Raw genomic sequence first — 21,069 nt, 5'->3', positions numbered from 1 at the left:
AGCGAACCTTGGCAGTAAACGAGAAAGGCATATTAAACCGATTGTATTTTATAGCAGGATGTATGTTCATCTTTGGCGTTGCTGTGGTGTTTAAATTGCTGAGTATTCAATTTATACAAGGCGATAAATACAAAGCTCTGGCGACCGAGCGCATTATTAAAGATGTTGTAATTCCTGCCAACAGAGGTAATGTGTATTCGGCCAATGGAAATTTGTTGGCAACCTCGGTGCCTAAATACGATATTAGGATTGATGCCATTACGCCAACATCAAAAACCTTTGAGAAATATTTAAAACCGTTATGCGATTCACTTTCAAAATACTCAGGTAAGTCATCAAATTATTATCAAAAGGAAATCAGAAAAGCGCGAGCCAATAAAAACCGATATTATTTGTTGGCTAGAAATATTGGGTATGCGGATTATATCAGAATTCGAAATTTTCCTTTGTTAAATCTCGGTGCTTTTAAAGGCGGATTAATTGTAAAACAAACCACTAAGCGCGAACATCCTATGGGCGGAATAGCTCAGCGAACCATTGGTTACGAACGTTTTGATGAGGATGGCAATGTAACACGACCAGGAATTGATGGCGCTTATGGTATTCAGTATTTACGAGGCAAACCGGGAAAAAGAAAAAAACAGAAAATAGGAAAAGGCCAATGGAAACCTTTAAGTGATGCTAACGAAATTGAGCCTAAAGATGGTTACGATGTGTACACCACCATTAATGTGAATATTCAAGATATCGCGCATCATGCCCTTTTGGAGCAATTGGAGAAATATAAAGCAGACCACGGTTGTGTGGTGGTTATGGAAACTAAAACGGGCGAAGTAAAAGCTATAGCAAATCTAGGTAGAAATTCACTTGGTAATTATTATGAAAGACGAAACTATGCTGTATGGGAATCGCATGAACCAGGTTCGACATTCAAATTAATGGCAATTACTGCAGCTCTTGAAGATAAAGTGATTGATACGAGCGATGTGGTTGATACCGAAAAAGGGATTTTAACTTTCTATGGAAAAAAAGTAAGAGATTCAAAACATGGTGGTTACGGTAAAATATCAATTTCTAAAGCTTTTGAGGTGTCATCAAATACAGGAATAGTGAAAGCTATCGATCAGGCTTACGGAAAAAAACCAAGCAGATTTGTCGATAGACTTTACGATATGAGTTTGAATGAAAAATTAGGACTGCCCATTATTGGTGAGTCTAGTCCAATTATTCCTGACCCAAGAATAAAGAACAAACGCTGGAGCGGTATTGCATTGCAATGGATGGCTTATGGTTACGGTGTCTCATTTACACCATTACAAACCTTAACGTTTTATAATGCCATTGCCAACGATGGCGTTATGGTAAAACCTCAATTTTTAAAAGAAGTTAAGGAGTTTGATAAAACCATTGTGCCTTTTGAAAAAGAAGTGATAAACGAACGCATCTGTTCTAAAGAAACCGTTGCAAAAGTGCAGCAATTATTAAAGAACGTGGTTGAGAAAAAACACGGTACGGGTAATAAATTATATTCTGAAAATTTCTCGATGGCGGGAAAAACAGGGACTTGTCAAAAAGATTACAGGGATAAAGAAAAACTGAATTATATCTCGTCGTTCGCGGGGTATTTTCCGGCCGATAACCCTAAATATTCGTGCATCGTCGTTATTCACGAACCAGATAAAAGTGTCGGGTATTACGGTGCCGATGTTTCTGGGCCCGTATTCAAAAAAATAGCTCAAAAAATATTTACCGACACACCAATTATTGACGAGGTAGAATCTTTAGAAGTTAAAAGTGCATCAACAGAAAAAGAATACGAAAGTTTTTATAAAACAGCACAAACCTATAAAACCATTATGCCAAACGTAATTGGGCTGCCCGCTATGGATGCTGTGGCCTTATTGGAAAATATGGATGTAGATATAAAAGTGAAACTTAATGGTAGCGGCATTGTAAAAGCACAATCTATTGGTAAAAACATCAAATTAAAAAACAATCAAACCGTCGTTTTAAAAGCATCATGATAGTATTAAAAGACATATTGTACAAAGTAACCATCAACGCTGTTGTTGGGAGCACGAGTGTGTCTATTAATAATATTCATTTCGATTCGCGAAACATTAAAAAATCGGATTTATTTGTCGCTATTAAAGGCAATATAGTGGATGGACATAAATTTATTGAAGTCGCTATAAAAAACGGAGCTATAGCTATTGTTTGCGAAACATTGCCAGATATTTTGGTTGATGGCGTAACCTATGTTGAGGTTGATAATTCCAAAAGCGCCTTGGCATTTATGGCATCAAATTTTTATGATGCGCCTTCAGAAAATTTGAAGCTTGTTGGTGTTACGGGAACCAACGGAAAAACCACTGTGGCAAGTTTATTATATCAGCTGTTTAAAAAAGCTGGGTATAAAGTCGGTTTACTTTCCACTGTAAAAATATTAATCGATAATAAAGCTTATAAAGCGACGCACACTACGCCCGATTCATTAACCATAAACAGGTGTTTAAAGGAAATGAATGATGCTGGTGTTGAGTTTTGCTTTATGGAGGTAAGCTCTCACGGCATTCATCAAAATAGAATTGAGGGATTGTATTTTGAAGGCGGCATTTTTACCAATCTGTCTCACGATCATTTAGATTATCACAACACTTTTGCGGAATATCGCGATGTTAAAAAAGTGTTTTTTGACAGTCTCTCGTCAAAAGCATTTGCACTTGTGAATACCGATGATAAAAACGGATTGGTGATGCTGCAAAATACAAAAGCAAAAAAATACACCTATGCACTAAAGGGTTATGCCGATTATAAAGCGCAGATTTTAGAAAATCAGTTTAGTGGTTTGTTGCTTAAAGTGAACGATAGCGAAGTTTGGACGCGGCTAATTGGGAATTTCAACGCTTATAATGTGTTGGCTATTTACGCTACTGCGGAATTGTTAGGCTTGGAAAAAGTGGAGATTTTAAGATTGATAAGTGAATTGGAGAGTGTTAGTGGGCGATTTCAATACATCATTTCAGACGAAAAAATAACGGCTATTGTCGATTATGCACATACGCCCGATGCCTTAAAAAATGTATTGGAAACCATTAATAGTATCCGCACTAAAAATGAAGCATTAATTACGGTTGTTGGTTGCGGAGGCGATAGAGATAAAACCAAGCGCCCTAAAATGGGGTACATAGCGTCGGCATTAAGTACTAAAGTGGTTTTTACAAGCGATAATCCGCGAAGCGAAAAACCAGAAGCCATTCTTGAAGATATTGAAAAAGGTGTCGAACCTCAAAACTTTAAAAAAACAGTAACCATAACCGATAGGAAACAGGCTATTAAAACGGCATGCCAAATGGCGCAACCAAACGATATTATTTTAATAGCCGGAAAAGGGCACGAAACCTATCAGGAAATTAAAGGCGAACGTTTCGATTTTGATGATTATAAAATAGTGCAGGAATTTTTAAAACAATTACAGAAATAATTTTTGTCATTCCTGCGAAGGCAGGAATCCACAATAAATAATAAAAATAAGCAATAAAAAATAGTATAAATGCTGTATTACCTATTTGAATATTTAGAAACTGAATTCCAATTACCGGGAGCCCGACTCTTTAGTTATTTAACTTTTAGAGCAGCATTAGTTATGATTTTATCATTGCTAATTTCAACTATCTACGGGAAAAGAATCATTCGTTTTCTGCAGAAAAAGCAAATGGGAGAAACCATTAGGGATTTAGGTTTAGAGGGGCAAAAAGAAAAAGCAGGCACACCAACTATGGGTGGTATCATTATTATTCTTGCCACTTTAATTCCGGTTTTATTGCTCGCTAAACTTGAAAACATATACATCATTTTACTCATCGTTACAACGCTTTGGATGGGGGTTATTGGTTTTATAGACGATTATTTAAAGAAATTTAAAAATGATAAAGACGGCTTAAAAGGGCGTTTTAAAGTGCTCGGACAAATAGGGTTGGGAATCATTGTTGGGGCGACTTTGTTTTTCCATAACGATGTAACAATGAAAGAAAAGTTGCCTATAGAAGAACAACGTATTCTGTTGGCAGAAAACCCAAATATAGAAGCCTCAAAACTATTTCAAGACGAAATAAAATCAACCAAAACAACCATTCCTTTTGTAAAAGGCAATGAATTTGATTATGCAAAATTAATCACTTGGGTAAGTCCAAATTTAGAAAAATACGCTTGGGTAATTTTTATTCTGGTGGCCATTTTTATAATAACAGCCGTGTCCAATGGGGCAAATCTCACCGACGGCATTGACGGGTTGGCAGCAGGAACATCGGCCATAATCGTGCTTACTTTGGGCATTTTCGCTTGGGTTTCGGGTAATATTATTTTTTCAGAATATCTCAATATTATGTACATCCCGCGCGTGGAAGAAATTACCATTTACATCGCTGCATTTGTTGGGGCACTTATTGGGTTTTTGTGGTACAACACTTATCCCGCACAAGTGTTTATGGGCGATACGGGAAGTTTGACTATTGGCGGCATTATAGCGGTAATTGCCATTGCGGTACGCAAAGAGTGGCTTATTCCTGTGTTGTGCGGTATATTTTTAGCTGAGAATTTATCGGTGGTTATGCAAGTGAGTTGGTTTAAATACACCAAGAAAAAATATGGAGAAGGACGTCGCATTTTTAAAATGTCGCCATTGCATCATCACTATCAAAAATTAGGATATCACGAAAGTAAAATTGTAACACGGTTTTGGATTGTAGGGATATTGCTGGCGATTCTAACGATTGTAACATTGAAAATACGATAACAAATTTGCCACTCCCGCAAGGTTTTTAAAACCTTGTAGGTATAATGAACAAAATGAAGAAAAGCGAATCAAACCCGAGCGAGAAACGGTACTTTTTTGGAGAAAGAGGAGAGGGTTTTTTAGTCGTATTAGGTGGAGGAGAAAGCGGTGCGGGAACAGCGCTTTTAGGAAAAGAAAAAGGATACAAAGTGTTTGTTTCCGATAAGGGAAAAATAAAAGAAAAATATAAACAAGTTCTTATACATAATGAGATTGAATGGGAAGATGAAAAGCATTCGGCGGAAAAAATACTGACTGCCGATATCGTCATGAAAAGCCCTGGAATTCCAGATAAAGTGCCTTTGGTAAAGCAAATTCGAGAGCATCAAATTCCGGTAGTTTCAGAAATTGAATTTGCATCAAAATTCACCAAAGCAACCCTTGTTGGAATTACAGGAAGCAATGGTAAAACAACAACGGCAACCTTAACACATCATATTTTAAAACAAGAATTGAATGTGGGGCTGGCGGGTAATATTGGCGACAGTTTTGCGAAACAGATTTTGGAATACGATTTTGAAAATTACGTGCTTGAGATTAGCAGTTTTCAATTGGATGATATTATCGATTTTAAACCCAAAATAGCTGTGATTACCAATATAACGCCCGATCATTTGGATAGATATAACAATCAATTTGAAAGTTATATCGCTTCAAAATTTAGAATTGCCATGAATCAAACAAAAGACGATTATTTGATTTTTGATGCCGATGACGACGTGATTACCAATCATTTAAAAAACAACCCAGTTCAATCCACATTACTGCCATTTTCATTAACAAAAACAATTGAAAATGGCGCGTATTTAGACAAACAAAACATAATAATAACAATAGATAACAACCAAATAATTATGCCAACAACAAAGCTAGCATTAGAGGGAAAACACAACGTTAAAAATGCTATGGCTGCCTCGACAGTGTCGCATTTATTAAAAATTAGAAAGCAAACCATTCGCGAAAGTTTAGAGAATTTTCAAGGGGTAGAGCATCGTTTGGAGAATGTATTAAAAATAAATAAAGTTCAGTATATAAACGACTCAAAAGCAACCAATGTAAACGCAACGTACTACGCTTTGGAGAGTATGGATGCGCCTACCGTTTGGATTGTTGGCGGCACAGATAAAGGCAATAATTACGAAGAATTATTTCAGTTTGTAAACGAAAAAGTAAAGGCTATTATTTGCTTGGGTGCCGATAATGAAAAACTGATGCGCACGTTTGGGGATATGGTAGATATCATAATTGAAACTCAATTTATGAGCGAAGCTGTAAAAATAGCTTATAAAATTGCCGAAGCAGGAGATAATGTGTTGTTATCGCCAGCTTGTGCTAGTTTCGATTTGTTTGAAAATTACGAAGACCGAGGGCGTCAATTTAAAAATGCAGTAAGGAATCTTTAACATAATTAATAAACTAAATGTCATGCTGAGCTTGTCGAAGCATCTCATTAAAAAACATGCAAACATTATTTAAAAACATAAAAGGAGATCGGTTAATTTGGGCTATAGTGGCGCTATTGGCCATACTATCGTTTTTGCCAGTGTACAGTGCCGCAAGTAATTTGGCGTATCGTGGCGGGAATGGTAACACCTTTGCGTTTTTTGTTAAGCACTTTATGCATTTGTTTTTGGGGTTTGTCATTATGTACGGAGTACACAAAATTCCATATCGATATTTTAAAGGGCTTTCGCTGGTGTTGGTCCCGGTAACCTTAGTATTGTTGGGTATTACCATGTTGCAAGGCACAACCATTGAAGGCGCCAATGCTAGCAGATGGATACAAATACCCATTGTGGGCATGTCGTTTCAAACATCCACATTTGCCTCGGTTGTATTAATGGTTTATGTAGCGCGCTACATGTCTAAAATTAAGGATAAAACAGTAACATTTAAGGAGTCCATTTTACCATTATGGTTACCGGTTTTTTTGATATTGGTGCTTATTCTTCCGGCTAACTTTTCAACGGCTGCCATTATGTTTTTAATGGTCATTATGTTGGTTTTTTTAGGCGGATATCCCATTCGGTATTTGGCCGTAATTATAGGTTCGGGTATTTTGGTGTTGGTTATGTTTGTGTTGATAGCGAAGGCGTTTCCGGATGCTATGCCAAACAGGGTGGATACCTGGATGAGTAGAATTGAAAGCTTTTCTGATCCTGAAGATACCGTAGCCGATTATCAAATTGAAAAAGCAAAAATAGCTATTGCCTCGGGCGGTGTTAAAGGTGTTGGTCCGGGTAAAAGCATACAAAAGAATTTTTTACCGCAATCCTCATCCGATTTTATTTTCGCCATAATTATCGAAGAATACGGATTGTTGGGCGGCTTTACTATTATGATTTTATACATGTGGTTGTTGTTTAGAATTGTAATAGCGGCGCAGAAATCTGATACCATTTTTGGTAAACTTTTAGTACTTGGTGTGGGCTTGCCCATTGTGTTTCAGGCCTTGATTAATATGGCTGTTGCCGTAGAGTTGTTCCCCGTTACAGGGCAAACCTTACCGTTAATTAGTAGTGGAGGTACATCTATTTGGATGACCTGTTTAGCCATTGGTATTATACTAAGCGTAAGTGCAAAACGAGAAGAAATAAAAGAACAAGAAAACAGTGAAGATAATCCGTTAGAAATTCTATCGGAAACAATATAGCATCCTGCAAGGTTTCAAAAACCTTGTAGGTATAGAAATAAAGAATAACATTAGTGAATTAGTGGCAATAAAAAAAACATACAAAATTATTCTTTCCGGTGGAGGCACAGGCGGACACATCTATCCTGCCATTGCTATTGCAAACGAAATTAAGTCGCGGTTTCCCGATGCTGAATTTTTATTCGTGGGCGCCAAAGATCGTATGGAAATGGAAAAAGTGCCACAAGCGGGATACAAAATTAAAGGGCTGTGGATTTCTGGAATTCAACGAAAACTGACTCTAAAAAATGGAGCCTTTCCTTTTAAAGTGATGAGTAGCCTTTTTAAGTCGAGTAAAATTATTAAATCCTTTAAACCAGATATAGCCATAGGTACAGGTGGTTTTGCAAGTGGGCCATTGTTGTATGTGGCTGCTTCAAATAAGATTCCAACTTTAATACAAGAGCAGAATTCTTTTCCGGGCATTACAAATAAACTATTGGGAAAAAAAGTGGATAAAATATGTGTGGCTTACGATAATTTAGAGCGGTTTTTCCCAAAAGATAGATTGATTAAAACAGGAAATCCAGTGCGCCAGGATTTGTTGGATATTGAAACTAAAACGGTTGAAGCTAAAAATCATTTCAACTTAAAACACGGAAAATACACGCTTTTAGTAATTGGTGGGAGTTTGGGCTCAAAACGCATTAATGAGTTGATTGAAAAAGAATTGGATTTTTTAGATACTCAAAACGTGCAAATTATATGGCAATGTGGTAAGTTGTATTATCAGCAATATAAAATTTACGGAAACACAAAAAACGTACAGGTTTATGAGTTTTTAAATAATATGGATTTTGCATATGCCGCTGCCGATGTTGTAATTTCCAGAGCTGGAGCAATCTCGGTATCGGAATTGTGTATTGTAGGCAAACCTGTAATTTTTATTCCGTCGCCAAACGTGGCCGAAGACCATCAAACCAAAAATGCTTTGGCTGTGGTTAACAATAATGCGGCATTATTGATTAAAGAAGAAGATTTAGATGCCGATTTCGAGAACAAGTTTTCACAATTAATCGCTTCCGCGGAAAAACAAAAAGAACTGGGAGCAAACATAAAAAAGCTGGCATTGGTTAATGCCACAAAAGAAATAGTAGACGAAGTAGAAAAACTACTTATAAAATAAATGGATTTAAAAAGCAAACATAGTATCTATTTTATCGGCATTGGCGGTATTGGCATGAGTGCGTTGGCACGCTATTTTCACGCCAATAACAAACATGTGGCTGGTTATGATAAAACGCCAACCACAATTACTGATGCCTTGTCGGCTTTAAATATTCAAATTCATTTTGATGATGCCGTTGAAAAAATTGATGCTAAATTTTTAAATCCCGAAAGCACTTTGGTGGTTTACACGCCTGCAATACCTGAGAATCATACCGAATTAAATTATTTTAAATCGCATGGTTTTCACATTTTAAAACGCTCTGAGGTTTTAGGGTTGATAACAGAAAACACCTATTGTTTAGCTGTTGCCGGTACACACGGAAAAACAACAACAACGAGTATTTTAGGGCATTTAATGTACGAATGTGGGGTTGAGTTAACTGCTTTTTTAGGTGGTATTAGCGAAAATTACAATTCGAATTTGATTCTAAAAGGAACCGAAGTTTCAGTAGTTGAAGCTGATGAATTTGATAGGTCGTTTTTAACGCTATCACCAGATTTGGCATGTATCACTTCAATGGATGCTGATCATTTGGACATTTACGGAGACGCTTCAGAATTAATACATTCATTTCAAGATTTTTCAAAAAGAATCAAGCCCAACGGAAAGTTGTTTGTTAAAAATGGGTTGCCACTAAATGGCATCACTTATGGTATTGAAGACGATTCAGATTACAGTATTCAAAATATAAAAATAAAAAACGGAACCTATGTTTTTGATGTAAAAACACCAAAAGCGGTACTTGAAAATTTACAATTTAACCTACCTGGGAGACATAATTTGTCGAATGCATTAATAGCCTTGGCGATGGCTGTAGAAAATGGTTGCCCACACCAACAGCTCGCCAAAGCTTTAGCATCTTATAAAGGTGTTAAACGCCGATTTACCTATCAAATAAAAACCGATAATTTAGTGTTTATAGACGATTACGCGCATCACCCCGAAGAAATTAATGCCGTACATCAAGCGGTTCGAGAAATGTACCCGGATAAAAGAACACTGGCTATTTTTCAGCCTCATTTATATACACGAACACGCGACTTTATCGACGAGTTTGCCCAAAGTTTATCACAGTTTGACGAAGTTGTCTTATTAGATATTTATCCAGCTCGCGAAGAGCCCATCGAGGGCGTTACATCCAAATGGCTGTTGGGTAAAATAAAAAATGAAAACAAACAGTTGGTTAGTAAAGCCAATTTGCTGAAAACCATACATAAAAGTCAGGCTCAAATTATTTTAACTATGGGCGCTGGCGATATTGGCGAAGAAGTAAAACACATTAAAAAGGAATTGAGCATTGCGAGTTAATTGGAATTACATAAAAATGATTTGTCTGCTAACATTGGTAGTCTTTTTGTTCGCTTTTTCATCAAGCAGAAACGGACAACGAGCAGTGAGCAAACCGCAGGTAAAATTTATTGGCGAAAACAACCTTTTTATAACTAATGAGGCTGTTAGTAAATTGTTAATACAAAAATACAATGGCGTTAAAAATGTACCCAAAGAAACTTTAGTTTTGAATGAATTAGAAAATGCCCTAAAATCTAATCCCATGATAAAAACTGCGGAGGTGTATGTTGCTGTTAACGGTACACTTAACGCGGAAATTGAACAAAAAACACCTATTGCAAGAGTAAGCACAAATGCGTCTTATTATATTGATGACGAAGGCTCGTATATGCCGCTATCAAATAATTATTCAGCAAGAGTGCCCTTAGTTACTGGTTATGTTGAAAAAAATAATTTAAAAAATGTCTATAAAGTAGCACGTAAAATTAGGAACGACGATTTTCTAAAAAAGAATGTTATAGAAATTCATCAAACTGCTAATGAAAAAATCTACTTAAAGTTGAGACAATGTAATTTTTTAGTTCAATTAGGCAATGTTAATTTTTTAGATAAGAAAATCAACAACCTAAAGGCGTTTTATCAAAAAAATCAAAAAGACAAAACGCTTAATAATTATAGCAAAGTTAATTTGCAATTTGAAAACCAAGTAGTGTGCAGTAAACTAAATTGAATAAGTTAATAAACGGCGAATACATTGAATGTAAAACCCCAATGATTGAGCAAAACGTAAACCATGGAGCATAATTTAGCAGTAGGATTAGATATAGGAACCACAAAAATTGTGGCTATGATTGGTCGTAAAAACGAGTACGGCAAAGTCGAAATTTTGGGTATTGGAAAATCTAAAAGCTTGGGTGTGCATCGTGGTGTGGTAAATAATATTACCCAAACTATCCAATCTATCCAACAGGCCGTTCAGCAAGCTGAAGCTGCAGCCGACATGAAGATTGTTAGCGTAACCGTTGGTATTGCTGGGCAGCATATACGAAGCCTTCAACATAGCGATTATATCACACGGTCGAATTCTGAAACCGTTATTGACGATAACGATATTGACAGGCTGATTAACCAAGTGCATAAATTGGTCATGCTTCCCGGAGAGGAAATTATTCATGTATTGCCACAAGAGTATAAAGTTGATGGACAAGCCGAAATAAAGGAGCCCATCGGGATGTACGGCGGCCGATTAGAAGCTAACTTCCATGTGGTTGTAGGGCAAGTATCGTCAATAAGAAATGTGGGACGTTGCATACAAAGTGCCGGTTTAAATTTAGAAGGCATCACCTTAGAGCCATTGGCCTCATCCAATGCGGTATTGAGTCAAGAGGAAAAAGAGGCGGGTGTCGCATTAATCGATATTGGTGGCGGAACCACCGATTTAGCCATTTTTAGAGATGGCATCATTCGTCATACAGCGGTAATCCCGTTTGGTGGCAATGTGATAACTGAAGATATAAAAGAAGGATGCTCCATCATTGAAAAACAAGCGGAGCTTTTAAAAATAAAATTTGGTTCGGCGTGGCCCGGGGAAAATAAAGACAACGAGATTGTCTCTATTCCAGGGTTGCGAGGCAGAGAACCTAAAGAAATCACTTTAAAAAACCTATCTAAAATAATTCATGCGCGTGTTGTGGAAATTGTAGAGCAGGTTTACGCTGAGATTAAAAACTACGGTCACGAAGAGCAAAAAAAGAAGCTCATTGCCGGCATTGTTTTAACAGGTGGCGGCGCACAATTAAAACACTTAAAGCAATTGGTGGAATACATAACTGGCATGGACACCAGAATAGGCTATCCGAACGAGCATTTGGCTGGCGATAGTGACGAAGATATTACAAGCCCGCTGTACGCTACTGCCGTAGGTTTAGTTTTAGATGGCTTAAAACGTGAAGACAGAAAACAAATAGAGCAACAGCAACAAAAAGAAATTGAAGAGGCCGAAGCGCCCAAAGAAGAAATAAAGGAAAAACCAGTTAAAGAACGACGTTCGTTCCTAGATAAATTGACAGAGCGCGTTAAAGATTTTTTAGATAACGCAGAGTGATTATAAATCCATTGAATTAAAAATATTAAGTACAAAACCCCAGTAAAACAGAATTTATGAGCAGCAAAAAAGAATTCGAAAGCATTGCATTTGATTTACCAAAGAATCAGTCGAATGTCATTAAAGTTATTGGCGTTGGCGGTGGTGGCAGCAATGCCATTAACCACATGTTCCAACAAGGCATTAAAGGCGTCGATTTTTACGTTTGTAATACCGATGCGCAAGCCCTACAAAACAGCGGTGTTCCCAACAAAATCCAATTAGGTGTTAATTTAACCGAAGGATTAGGTGCAGGCGCAAACCCCGATATTGGAGAACAATCGGCAGTTGAGAGTTTTGATGATATTTCAACCATGCTTGATACCAACACAAAAATGGTGTTTATAACGGCAGGAATGGGCGGAGGAACCGGAACCGGTGCAGCTCCAATTATAGCAAAAATGGCAAAAGATCTGGATATTTTAACCGTTGGTATCGTTACGATGCCTTTCGCTTTTGAAGGTAAAATGCGTATCGAGCAATCTCAAAAAGGCATTGAAAAATTACGGGATGTTGTCGATTCTTTAATTGTAATAAATAATAACAAACTTCGCGAGGTATATGGTAACCTTGGTTTTAAAGCCGGTTTTTCAAAGGCCGACGAAGTGCTATCTACTGCTGCTCGTGGTATAGCCGAGGTTATTACGCATCACTACACACAAAACATCGATTTACGCGATGCCAAAACCGTTTTAAGCAATAGCGGAACGGCCATAATGGGTTCTGCCTTGGCATCCGGTCAAAACCGCGCTCAAGATGCTATTCGTAAAGCTTTGGATTCGCCATTGTTAAACGATAATAAAATTACGGGCGCTAAAAATGTATTGCTTTTAATTGTTTCTGGGTCGCACGAAATAACCATTGACGAAATTGGTGAAATTAACGACCATATTCAAACCGAAGCCGGACATGGCGCTAACATTATTATGGGTGTTGGCGAAGACGAAGCTTTAGAAGAATCTATTGCAGTTACTATTATTGCAACAGGTTTTAATATCGAACAACAAGACGAGATTTCTAACACAGAAACCAAAAAGGTAGTGCACTCGTTAGATGAAGAAGAAGATATTAGCCTTAAAAGTAAAGACCCTGTAATTATTGAGCCTATTGTTGAATTAGAGGAGAAAAAAGAAACGCCAATAGTGAGGCATACCTTAGATTTGGAGTTAGATGAAGAGCCTGTAAAACCAACAAAAAAAGCGGTTGTAAAACAAGATATTGCAGACGATTTTTCAAAAGACATCAATTTAATTCCAACTTCAGAAATCATTAAAAATATTGATGTGGTTTACGATGAGGTTAAATCGAATCATAATGAAGAGGAAGATTTTATCATCAAGCCCGTAACAAAAATGTCTAAAGGTGCTGAAAACATGACAGATGTTGAGGTGATTTCAGATTATATTGAAGAAGAACAACAAATCACATTAACGTTCGATTTGCCGTTGTCTTCAGATAATGAGGAAGATATTAAAAACGACGATGTTGTTTCTCATCAATTAAATGAAGAAGAAATAAAGGATATGCCTGTTAAAGACCATGTGGAGCTTATTACCGTTAATGAAACCAACGAAAAAGGTGATATTCGGTATGCTTTGGATGATTATGTGGAAGTGGAATCTTCAATAAATAAAAAATCATCAAAATCCAAAGTAGTTGAAGAAGAGGTGGACAACGATATTGTTTTTGAGAAAAAAGTTTTACCTCAAGAAAACACTGAAGAAACAGCAAATGATGAGGTAGATCCGCTTAACAGCCCTATTTCAGATTTGTTAAAAGAACGCGCAGACGAACGCAGACGGAAGATGAAAGAGTTCAATTATAAATTTAATAGTGCTAAAATTGACGATATCGAAAAAACGCCAGCTTATAAACGTCAAGGCGTAAATTTAGAAGAAGCCAAACATTCTTCTGAAACCGATATGTCGCGAACCAGTATTGGTTTGGATGATAACGACGATATTCAATTACGAAACAATAATTCTTTTTTACACGATAATGTAGATTAAAATTACATACATTGAATTAACTCGATGTTATGCCCGAAAAGTTCCCTCAACTTTTCGGGCATTTTTGTTATCCAAGTTTCCCGCGATAAAAACAGCTTATTTCTTTTTTAAAAATGATTTTTTAACTGAATACAGTAGGCTGAAGACTGCGGACTTTTTTATATCTTCGCATTTCAAATAAAAACCATGAGTTTACAACAAACCATAATGCCGGCTTTAAAAGCAGCAATGAAAGCTAAAGACCAAACGGCTTTAACGGCATTGCGCGCAGTTAAAACGGCTATTCTATTGGCGCAAACAGAAAGTGGTGCCAAGGCAGAATTAACCGAGGAACAAGAGATTAAAATTCTTCAAAAGCAAGTAAAGCAACGCAGGGATAGTGCTGCGATTTATTTGGAACAAGGGCGTGAAGATTTAGCTGCTCCCGAATTGGCCGAAGCCGATGTGATTGCTCAGTTTTTACCTGAAGCTTTAAGTGAAGAGGAAATTGAAAAAGTGGTTGTAATGACCATTGATTCAATAGGGGCAGAAGGCATGAAGGATATGGGGAAAGTTATGGGTATAGTAAGTAAGGAGTTGGCGGGACAAGCCGACGGGAAAACCATTTCTAATATAGTCAGACAAAAATTGTCGTAATAATAATTGGCTGCGTAGTTCAACTGGATAGAATATCAGATTTCGGCTCTGAGGGTTGGGGGTTCGAATCCCTCCGCGGTCACGAATAAACAAATAAACTTTGTCTCAAATCAAGTCCGCTTGAATTTGTAAGCAAAGTTTTTTTGTTTTCAAAATAGAGCTTTAAGATATGCGGGTAGCGAGTCTCGTTCATATGAGCTTAAAATTTCAATTCAATCGTAATTTAAAAATAAAATCTAAAACCTTAATTAATCTTTTTGGTGGTTTTACAAATAAAAAAGCCCTGTAACGCAATATTACAGGGCTTTTTATTTTTTATACATGTAATGTTGTTTACCAGAATAAAGCGTATAAAACAGTTAAAATAATCATTACTGCAAACGATCCGATGTTAAACAATGGTGAAGTTTTAAACAATTGTTTTGTAATTGGTATGCCTTTTTCATCATCTGCACCTTTGTGTTGTACATAACTAAATATAGCAATAACCAACATGGTTAAAAGTAGTGTTAATCCCATTTGGTCCATAAACGGTATATCAACAAAGAAAGGTGATGTAGACCATCCTTTTGGTGCTACTTTAAAGTACATCGCAATTGGAATGGAGGCCAATGCACCAATAATCGCTGCTTTGTTGGTGGTTTTCTTCCAAAATAAACCTAGTAAGAACACCGCTAAAATACCTGGGCTCACTATGCCGGTATATTCTTGAATAAACTGGAAGGCTTGGTCTAAATTACCTAAAAGCGGAGCAACTATACAAGCAATTACTAAAGCGATAAACGCGGAGATTCTTCCCGTATTTACGGTAGCTTTATCGCTAGCTGTTTTATTGATGTATTGCTTGTAAATATCCATCGTAAAGATGGTAGATGTTGAGTTTAACATAGACGCTAAAGAAGACACTATGGCGGCAGCCAATGCAGCAAATGCTAATCCTTTAAGGCCAGTTGGTAAAAATTGCAATAACCAAGGGTAGGCTTTATCAGCTTGTTCTAATGATGGTAGGTTTCTAGAGGCCACATCACCTAATTTTGCCATAATTTCTGGGTCGTTAATCATAACATAAGCAGCTATGCCTGGAATAACAACAATTAATGGAATAAGTAATTTTAAGAATGCGGCAAATAGAATACCTTTCTGAGCTTCTCTTAGTGATTTGGCTGCAAGGGTTCGTTGAATTATATATTGGTTGAATCCCCAATAATATAGGTTTGCTACCCACATTCCACCAACTAGTACGGCTATTCCCGGTAAATTTTTATACTCCGGATTGGATTCGTCAAGAATCATTTCAAAACGTTCTGGCACTTCCTCAAAAACAGTGTTCAGTCCTGCAATAAAACCATCGCCGCCCGAAACGGTGTTTAGTGCTAAATAAGTGGTTACCAAACCTCCTAATACTAAGAAAACAACTTGTATTACATCGGTCCAAGCCACGGCAGATAAACCGCCATAAAGCGAATAAGCTGCAGCAAACAATGCTAATCCAATAACACCATATATTAGTGGAATTCCTAAAATGGTGTTTAGTGCCAAGGAACCTAAATATAAAACGGTGGTTAAATTCACAAATACATAAAGAGCAATCCAAAATACTGCGAGAATGGTTTTTAGGTTGGTGGAGTAGCGTTTCTCAACAAATTCAGGAATGGTGTAAAGTCCTTTTTCAATAAAAATAGGTAAGAAATATTTACCGACAATTATCAAGGTAATGGCGGCCATCCATTCGTAAGACGCTATGGCAAGCCCTGATGCAAAACCAGAACCGGACATACCTATAAATTGTTCTGCTGAAATGTTAGCGGCAATTAACGATGCGCCAATAGCCCACCAAGGCAGGGATTTACTGGCTAAAAAATAATCTTCAGCGTTTTTTTGATGTCCTTTTTTGTCTCTAGAAACCCATAATCCTACGCCCAAAATTAAAATGGCGTAAGCAATAAAGACCACGTAGTCCCATGTACCAAATCCTGCTGTCATAATGTATTAGTTAGTTTAGTTAGTGTTAAAGCATCAAATATATATATTTATTTTTAAAGATTTGTAGTTTTAATTAATAAAAAAAACAACTAGTAGGGTCTAGTAGGTTTTTATGAAATAATAGATTACCTTTGCGCTAGATATGATTTCAATTCAGAATAAAATAGGCATACCAAAATATAAGCAAATTGTTAATTCGATTGAAGAGGCTATTGCATCTGGGGTACTTAAAAAAGGTGATCAGCTGCCATCGATTAATAAGGTTAAAGATGCGCATTCGCTTTCTAGAGATACGGTTTTAATGGCGTTTAACGAGCTGAAAAACAGAGGTATTATTCAGTCTGTTGTGGGTAAAGGCTACTATGTTGCCAGTGAAGATATTAATGTGAATCAGAAAGTGTTTTTGCTTTTCGATGAGTTAAACTCGTTTAAAGAAGATCTGTATAATTCGTTTTTGGAAGGCTTGGGAGAAAACATTCAAGTCGATATTTTTTTCCATCATTTTAATACAACAATTTTTAGTAAATTGATTCATGACAATATTGGAGCCTATAATTTTTATGTAATTATGCCTGCCAATTTCAATAATTCAAATGCGGTTATTCAAAATCTGCCACAGGAAAAAGTGTATATTTTAGATCAAATACATGACGATTTAAAGCCCTATTCAGCTATTTATCAGAATTTTGAAAAAGATATTTTCAATGGTTTAAAAAAGGCTTTGCATCTAATTGAAAAATACAAAAAAATAATATTGCTTTTCCCTGAGGACAAACAGCCACAGGGTATGTTAAGAGGTTTTAAGCTATTTTGTGAAGCCTATAAAATTGATTATTCGGTTATTGATTCACTAAAAAGCAACACTCCAAAACCTGGAGAACTTTATATTATTCCGGACGATAAAAATTTGCTTCGCATTATAAAATCATTTAAAAATAACAATTTGATATTGGCTAAAGATGTGGGCGTTATTTCGTATAATGATACCTTGCTCAAAGAAATTGTCGCCGATGGTATTACTACCATTTCGACCGATTTTAATGCCATGGGAAAACAATTGGCAAGCATGATACTCAATAAAAAAGTGGGTAAAATTGTAAACCCAAATAACCTTATTTTAAGAAACTCGTTATAACCATTTAAAATTAAATCATAGTGTACAGTATTAAACATCAAAATGAAAACAATGTGTTGGAATTAAAAAATTCCGACGCTTCGTTTTTTGCTAAAATACATTTGAATGATGGCGCCAGTTTACAGGAATTAACACTTAACGGTAAATCGATAATAGTAGATTTAAACCCTTTGGTTTATGCCGATACTTATGCCAGTGCCATTCTGTTTCCGTTTGCAAACCGGATTAAAGATGGCGCTTATAATTTCAATAAAACCCATTATCAGCTAGATGCCAATAACGTGTCTGAAAACAATGCGTTACACGGTTTGGTTTATAATAAGGTTTTTAACGTTATTGAACATAAAGGCGGCAACGAATCCATTTCGGTTAAATTGGAATATGAAGAAAATGAATTGACTCAAGGGTTCCCCTTTACGTACAGCATCCAATTGGAGTATGTTTTTACCAAAGATGCCATGAGTTTATCGGTTTCGGTTACCAACACGAGCACAGCATCGTTTCCGTTTACTTTGGGTTGGCATCCATATTTTTTAAGTGAAAATTTATACGCAAGTGATTTGCAATTTTCAAGTCATCAAAAATTGAAATTGGGAGAACGAAACATCACAACCGGTGTTGAAAAAATCGACGCTGTTAAAAGCTTTAATATTGAAGATAAAAAACTAGACGATTGTTGGATTTTAAATGATGATGCCATTACCTTCAACACACCAACGTATCAATTTGTAATAGAATCGTCCGAAGAACATAATTTTTTACAGGTTTACACACCGCCAAAAGAAAACATTATAGCCATTGAGCCAACAACGGGTGTGTCTGATAGTTTTAATAATCAAATCGGGCTTAAAGTATTAAAGCCCAACGCATCTTATCGCATAGATTGGCGTTTGAAAATGATAAAATAACTTAATACATAAAAGATGAAAGCTGAATTAATTAACGCCGTAAAGACAAAATATATCGAGACTTTTAATCAAAGCCCATTGCTTGTTTTTTCTCCTGGGCGCATCAACCTTATTGGCGAGCATACCGATTATAACGAAGGTTTTGTTTTCCCTGCCGCGGTAGATAAAGGTATCGCTGCTGCTATTCAAAAGAGCAATTCTGGGCACTGTACGGCAATAGCTTTGAATTTGGATAGTACGGTTGAATTTGAATTGGATAAACTAAAACCATCACCAGAAGGCAGTTGGGAAAATTATGTATTGGGTGTAGTAGCCGAAATTCAGAAAAAGAATATTGTTGTTGGCAATTTTAATATCGTTTTTAAGGGCGATATTCCCGGAGGCGCTGGCATGTCTTCTTCAGCAGCATTAGAAAACAGTGTGGTTTTTGGGTTGAATGAACTTTTAGATTTAGGCTTGTCTAAGCACGACATGATTTTAATTTCACAAAAAGCAGAGCATAATTATGTGGGCGTTAAATGTGGTATTATGGACCAATATGCCAGCATGTTTGGGATTGAAAACAATGCACTGCATTTAGATTGCAGAACGGTTGAAGCTGAACCTTTTGAGATTAATTTCAAGGACCATCAACTTATGCTAATAAACACGAACGTAAAGCACAGTCTGTCCGATAGCGCTTATAACGATAGGCGTGCGGCTTGCGAAAACATTTCTAAATTGCTCGGAATAAAAGCACTTCGTGATGCCACCGAATCCGATTTGGAACAAATAAAAGATCAAGTAACGCCGGAAGATTATCAGAAAGCCTTATACGTTATTCAGGAAAATAAACGAACCATAAAAGCAGCCAAAGCCATTAAGGATAACGACCTTGAAACACTGGGCGCTTTAATCTATCAGTCGCACGATGGCTTATCAAATCAATACAAGGTAAGCTGCGACGAATTGGATTTTCTAGTTGAACAGGCCAAAAAGAACGAACATGTTTTAGGCGCACGAATGATGGGTGGTGGATTTGGAGGTTGCACCATTAATTTAGTGGCAAAAACCGAAGCCAAAGCCTTTGCCGATTCAGCTTCCAAAGCGTATAAAAATAAATTTAATAAAGATTGCTCGGTGTATTTTGTAAAATTATCAAACGGCACCCATTTAGTAAAGTAGCACATAATTATATCTATTAAAAATGAACACAGATTTACAAGATTACTCGCATAAAAGATTCAATATATTAACGGGCGAATGGGTTTTGGTATCGCCACATCGCGCAAAACGACCGTGGCAAGGACAAAACGAATCCGTCTCAAACGAGGTGCGGCCAACGCACGACCCAAACTGCTATTTATGCGCCGGAAACACTAGAATTAACGGTGAAGTAAACCCAGATTATAAAGATGTTTTTGTGTTTACAAACGATTTTGCTGCATTGCAATCCAACTCAAAATCTTTTTCTTTAAATAATGGATTATTTAAAGCTGAAAGCGAAACGGGAATCTGTAAAGTAATATGCTTTAGTCCGGACCATTCAAAAAGTTTGGCAGATATGGATATTGACGCCATTAACAAAGTAGTTAAGGTTTGGCAGGATGAGTACAAATTGCTTGGTGCAAATAAAGCCATAAATAACGTGCAGATATTTGAGAATAAAGGCGCAGTAATGGGGTGTAGTAATCCGCATCCACACGGTCAAATTTGGAGCCAGTCCACAATTCCAAACGAAGTTGAAAAGAAAGATAATCAGCAAAAAGCATACTATTTAAAAAACAAAAGCAGTCTTTTGGGCGACTATTTAAAACAAGAATTGGAAGCCAAAGAACGCATCATTTTTGAAAATGACGATTTTGTTGTGTTAATCCCATTTTGGGCCATTTGGCCTTTTGAAGCTATGATTGCGCCAAAAAGAACATACAAAGATATTACCCAACTTTCTGAAAAAGAAAGTCGTGCTTTCGCCGAGGCTATTTCCGTTTTAACCAAGGTTTACGATGCGTTGTTTGCCTGTTCTTTTCCTTATTCCAGTGGTATTCATCAAGCGCCAACAAACGGTGAAGATAATAGCCATTGGCATTGGCACATGAGTTTTTATCCGCCGTTATTAAGAAGCGCCACCGTAAAAAAGTTTATGGTAGGTTACGAAATGTTTGGTACGCCACAGCGCGACATTACTGCCGAACAAGCGGCGCAACGACTACGGGATTTAGTTAAATAAAACCTGGGTTTTTAATTGTAAATTGCCAGAAACTATGTGAAGTAGAAGACAATCTATTT

General features: G+C 36.7%; 16 protein-coding genes and 1 tRNA gene. 16 read left to right on the top strand and 1 reads right to left on the bottom strand.

What is annotated here, in order from left to right; genetic code table 11:
• Window positions 1–62: 62 nt before the first annotated feature.
• The 12 genes from RNZ46_RS03710 to RNZ46_RS03655 all read left to right on the top strand — a co-directional run bounded on the left by RNZ46_RS03710 (window position 63) and on the right by RNZ46_RS03655 (window position 14,857).
• Window positions 63–2,024 carry a penicillin-binding protein gene (locus RNZ46_RS03710; protein ID WP_316984963.1) on the top strand — a complete coding sequence of 654 codons (1,962 nt, stop codon included), beginning with the start codon at window positions 63–65 and terminating at the stop codon, window positions 2,022–2,024.
• Window positions 2,021–3,484 carry a UDP-N-acetylmuramoyl-L-alanyl-D-glutamate--2,6-diaminopimelate ligase gene (locus RNZ46_RS03705; RefSeq protein ID WP_316984037.1) on the top strand — a complete coding sequence of 488 codons (1,464 nt, stop codon included), beginning with the start codon at window positions 2,021–2,023 and terminating at the stop codon, window positions 3,482–3,484. The genes RNZ46_RS03710 and RNZ46_RS03705 overlap by 4 nt, the downstream gene beginning before the upstream one ends.
• 69 nt (window positions 3,485–3,553) lie before the next feature.
• Window positions 3,554–4,795 carry a phospho-N-acetylmuramoyl-pentapeptide-transferase gene (gene mraY / locus RNZ46_RS03700; protein WP_316984036.1) on the top strand — a complete coding sequence of 414 codons (1,242 nt, stop codon included), beginning with the start codon at window positions 3,554–3,556 and terminating at the stop codon, window positions 4,793–4,795.
• Window positions 4,796–4,848: 53 nt separating this feature from the next.
• Window positions 4,849–6,237 (top strand): UDP-N-acetylmuramoyl-L-alanine--D-glutamate ligase, encoded by a 1,389-nt coding sequence (gene murD / locus RNZ46_RS03695; protein ID WP_316984035.1) that lies wholly within the window; start codon window positions 4,849–4,851, stop codon window positions 6,235–6,237.
• 56 nt (window positions 6,238–6,293) lie between these two features.
• The gene (locus RNZ46_RS03690; protein ID WP_316984034.1) at window positions 6,294–7,487 is read left to right on the top strand and encodes an FtsW/RodA/SpoVE family cell cycle protein; all 1,194 of its coding nucleotides are present in this window, start codon (window positions 6,294–6,296) and stop codon (window positions 7,485–7,487) included.
• A gap of 61 nt (window positions 7,488–7,548) precedes the next feature.
• Window positions 7,549–8,652 (top strand): undecaprenyldiphospho-muramoylpentapeptide beta-N-acetylglucosaminyltransferase, encoded by a 1,104-nt coding sequence (gene murG / locus RNZ46_RS03685; RefSeq protein WP_316984033.1) that lies wholly within the window; start codon window positions 7,549–7,551, stop codon window positions 8,650–8,652.
• Window positions 8,653–10,005, top strand: a complete 1,353-nt coding sequence (murC, locus tag RNZ46_RS03680) for a UDP-N-acetylmuramate--L-alanine ligase (RefSeq protein ID WP_316984032.1) — start codon at window positions 8,653–8,655, stop codon at window positions 10,003–10,005.
• Between the two features lie 16 nt (window positions 10,006–10,021).
• On the top strand, window positions 10,022–10,717 hold the full coding sequence (locus RNZ46_RS03675; RefSeq protein ID WP_316984031.1) for a cell division protein FtsQ/DivIB: 696 nt from the start codon (window positions 10,022–10,024) through the stop codon (window positions 10,715–10,717).
• Between the two features lie 63 nt (window positions 10,718–10,780).
• The gene (ftsA, locus tag RNZ46_RS03670; protein WP_316984030.1) at window positions 10,781–12,091 is read left to right on the top strand and encodes a cell division protein FtsA; all 1,311 of its coding nucleotides are present in this window, start codon (window positions 10,781–10,783) and stop codon (window positions 12,089–12,091) included.
• A gap of 56 nt (window positions 12,092–12,147) precedes the next feature.
• Window positions 12,148–14,139, top strand: a complete 1,992-nt coding sequence (gene ftsZ, locus RNZ46_RS03665) for a cell division protein FtsZ (protein ID WP_316984029.1) — start codon at window positions 12,148–12,150, stop codon at window positions 14,137–14,139.
• A gap of 186 nt (window positions 14,140–14,325) precedes the next feature.
• A complete protein-coding gene (locus RNZ46_RS03660; RefSeq protein WP_316984028.1) occupies window positions 14,326–14,775 on the top strand; it encodes a GatB/YqeY domain-containing protein in 450 nt (149 codons plus the stop codon).
• 8 nt (window positions 14,776–14,783) lie between these two features.
• Window positions 14,784–14,857 (top strand) — tRNA-Arg (locus RNZ46_RS03655).
• 251 nt (window positions 14,858–15,108) lie between these two features.
• Here RNZ46_RS03655 and RNZ46_RS03650 read toward each other — a convergent pair.
• Window positions 15,109–16,758 (bottom strand): sodium/sugar symporter, encoded by a 1,650-nt coding sequence (locus RNZ46_RS03650; protein WP_316984027.1) that lies wholly within the window; start codon window positions 16,756–16,758, stop codon window positions 15,109–15,111.
• A 142-nt stretch (window positions 16,759–16,900) separates the two neighbouring features.
• Here RNZ46_RS03650 and RNZ46_RS03645 point away from each other — a divergent pair, with 142 nt between their 5' ends.
• From RNZ46_RS03645 to RNZ46_RS03630, 4 genes are read left to right on the top strand one after another with little or no spacing between them, the layout of a single operon-like run.
• Window positions 16,901–17,893, top strand: coding sequence for a GntR family transcriptional regulator (locus RNZ46_RS03645; protein ID WP_316984026.1), 993 nt, complete (start codon window positions 16,901–16,903; stop codon window positions 17,891–17,893).
• 20 nt (window positions 17,894–17,913) lie between these two features.
• Window positions 17,914–18,801: an aldose 1-epimerase gene (locus RNZ46_RS03640; RefSeq protein WP_316984025.1), complete on the top strand. Its 888-nt coding sequence runs from the start codon at window positions 17,914–17,916 to the stop codon at window positions 18,799–18,801.
• 15 nt (window positions 18,802–18,816) lie between these two features.
• The gene (gene galK, locus RNZ46_RS03635) at window positions 18,817–19,965 is read left to right on the top strand and encodes a galactokinase (protein WP_316984024.1); all 1,149 of its coding nucleotides are present in this window, start codon (window positions 18,817–18,819) and stop codon (window positions 19,963–19,965) included.
• Window positions 19,966–19,987: 22 nt separating this feature from the next.
• The gene (locus RNZ46_RS03630; RefSeq protein WP_316984023.1) at window positions 19,988–21,010 is read left to right on the top strand and encodes a UDP-glucose--hexose-1-phosphate uridylyltransferase; all 1,023 of its coding nucleotides are present in this window, start codon (window positions 19,988–19,990) and stop codon (window positions 21,008–21,010) included.
• The last annotated feature ends 59 nt before the right edge of the window (window positions 21,011–21,069 follow it).

Source organism: Hwangdonia lutea, from assembly GCF_032814565.1.
Classification (GTDB): domain Bacteria; phylum Bacteroidota; class Bacteroidia; order Flavobacteriales; family Flavobacteriaceae; genus Hwangdonia; species Hwangdonia lutea.
The sequence above is the reverse complement of the archived record's forward strand: the minus strand, read 5'-3'. Positions and strand labels throughout refer to the sequence as shown.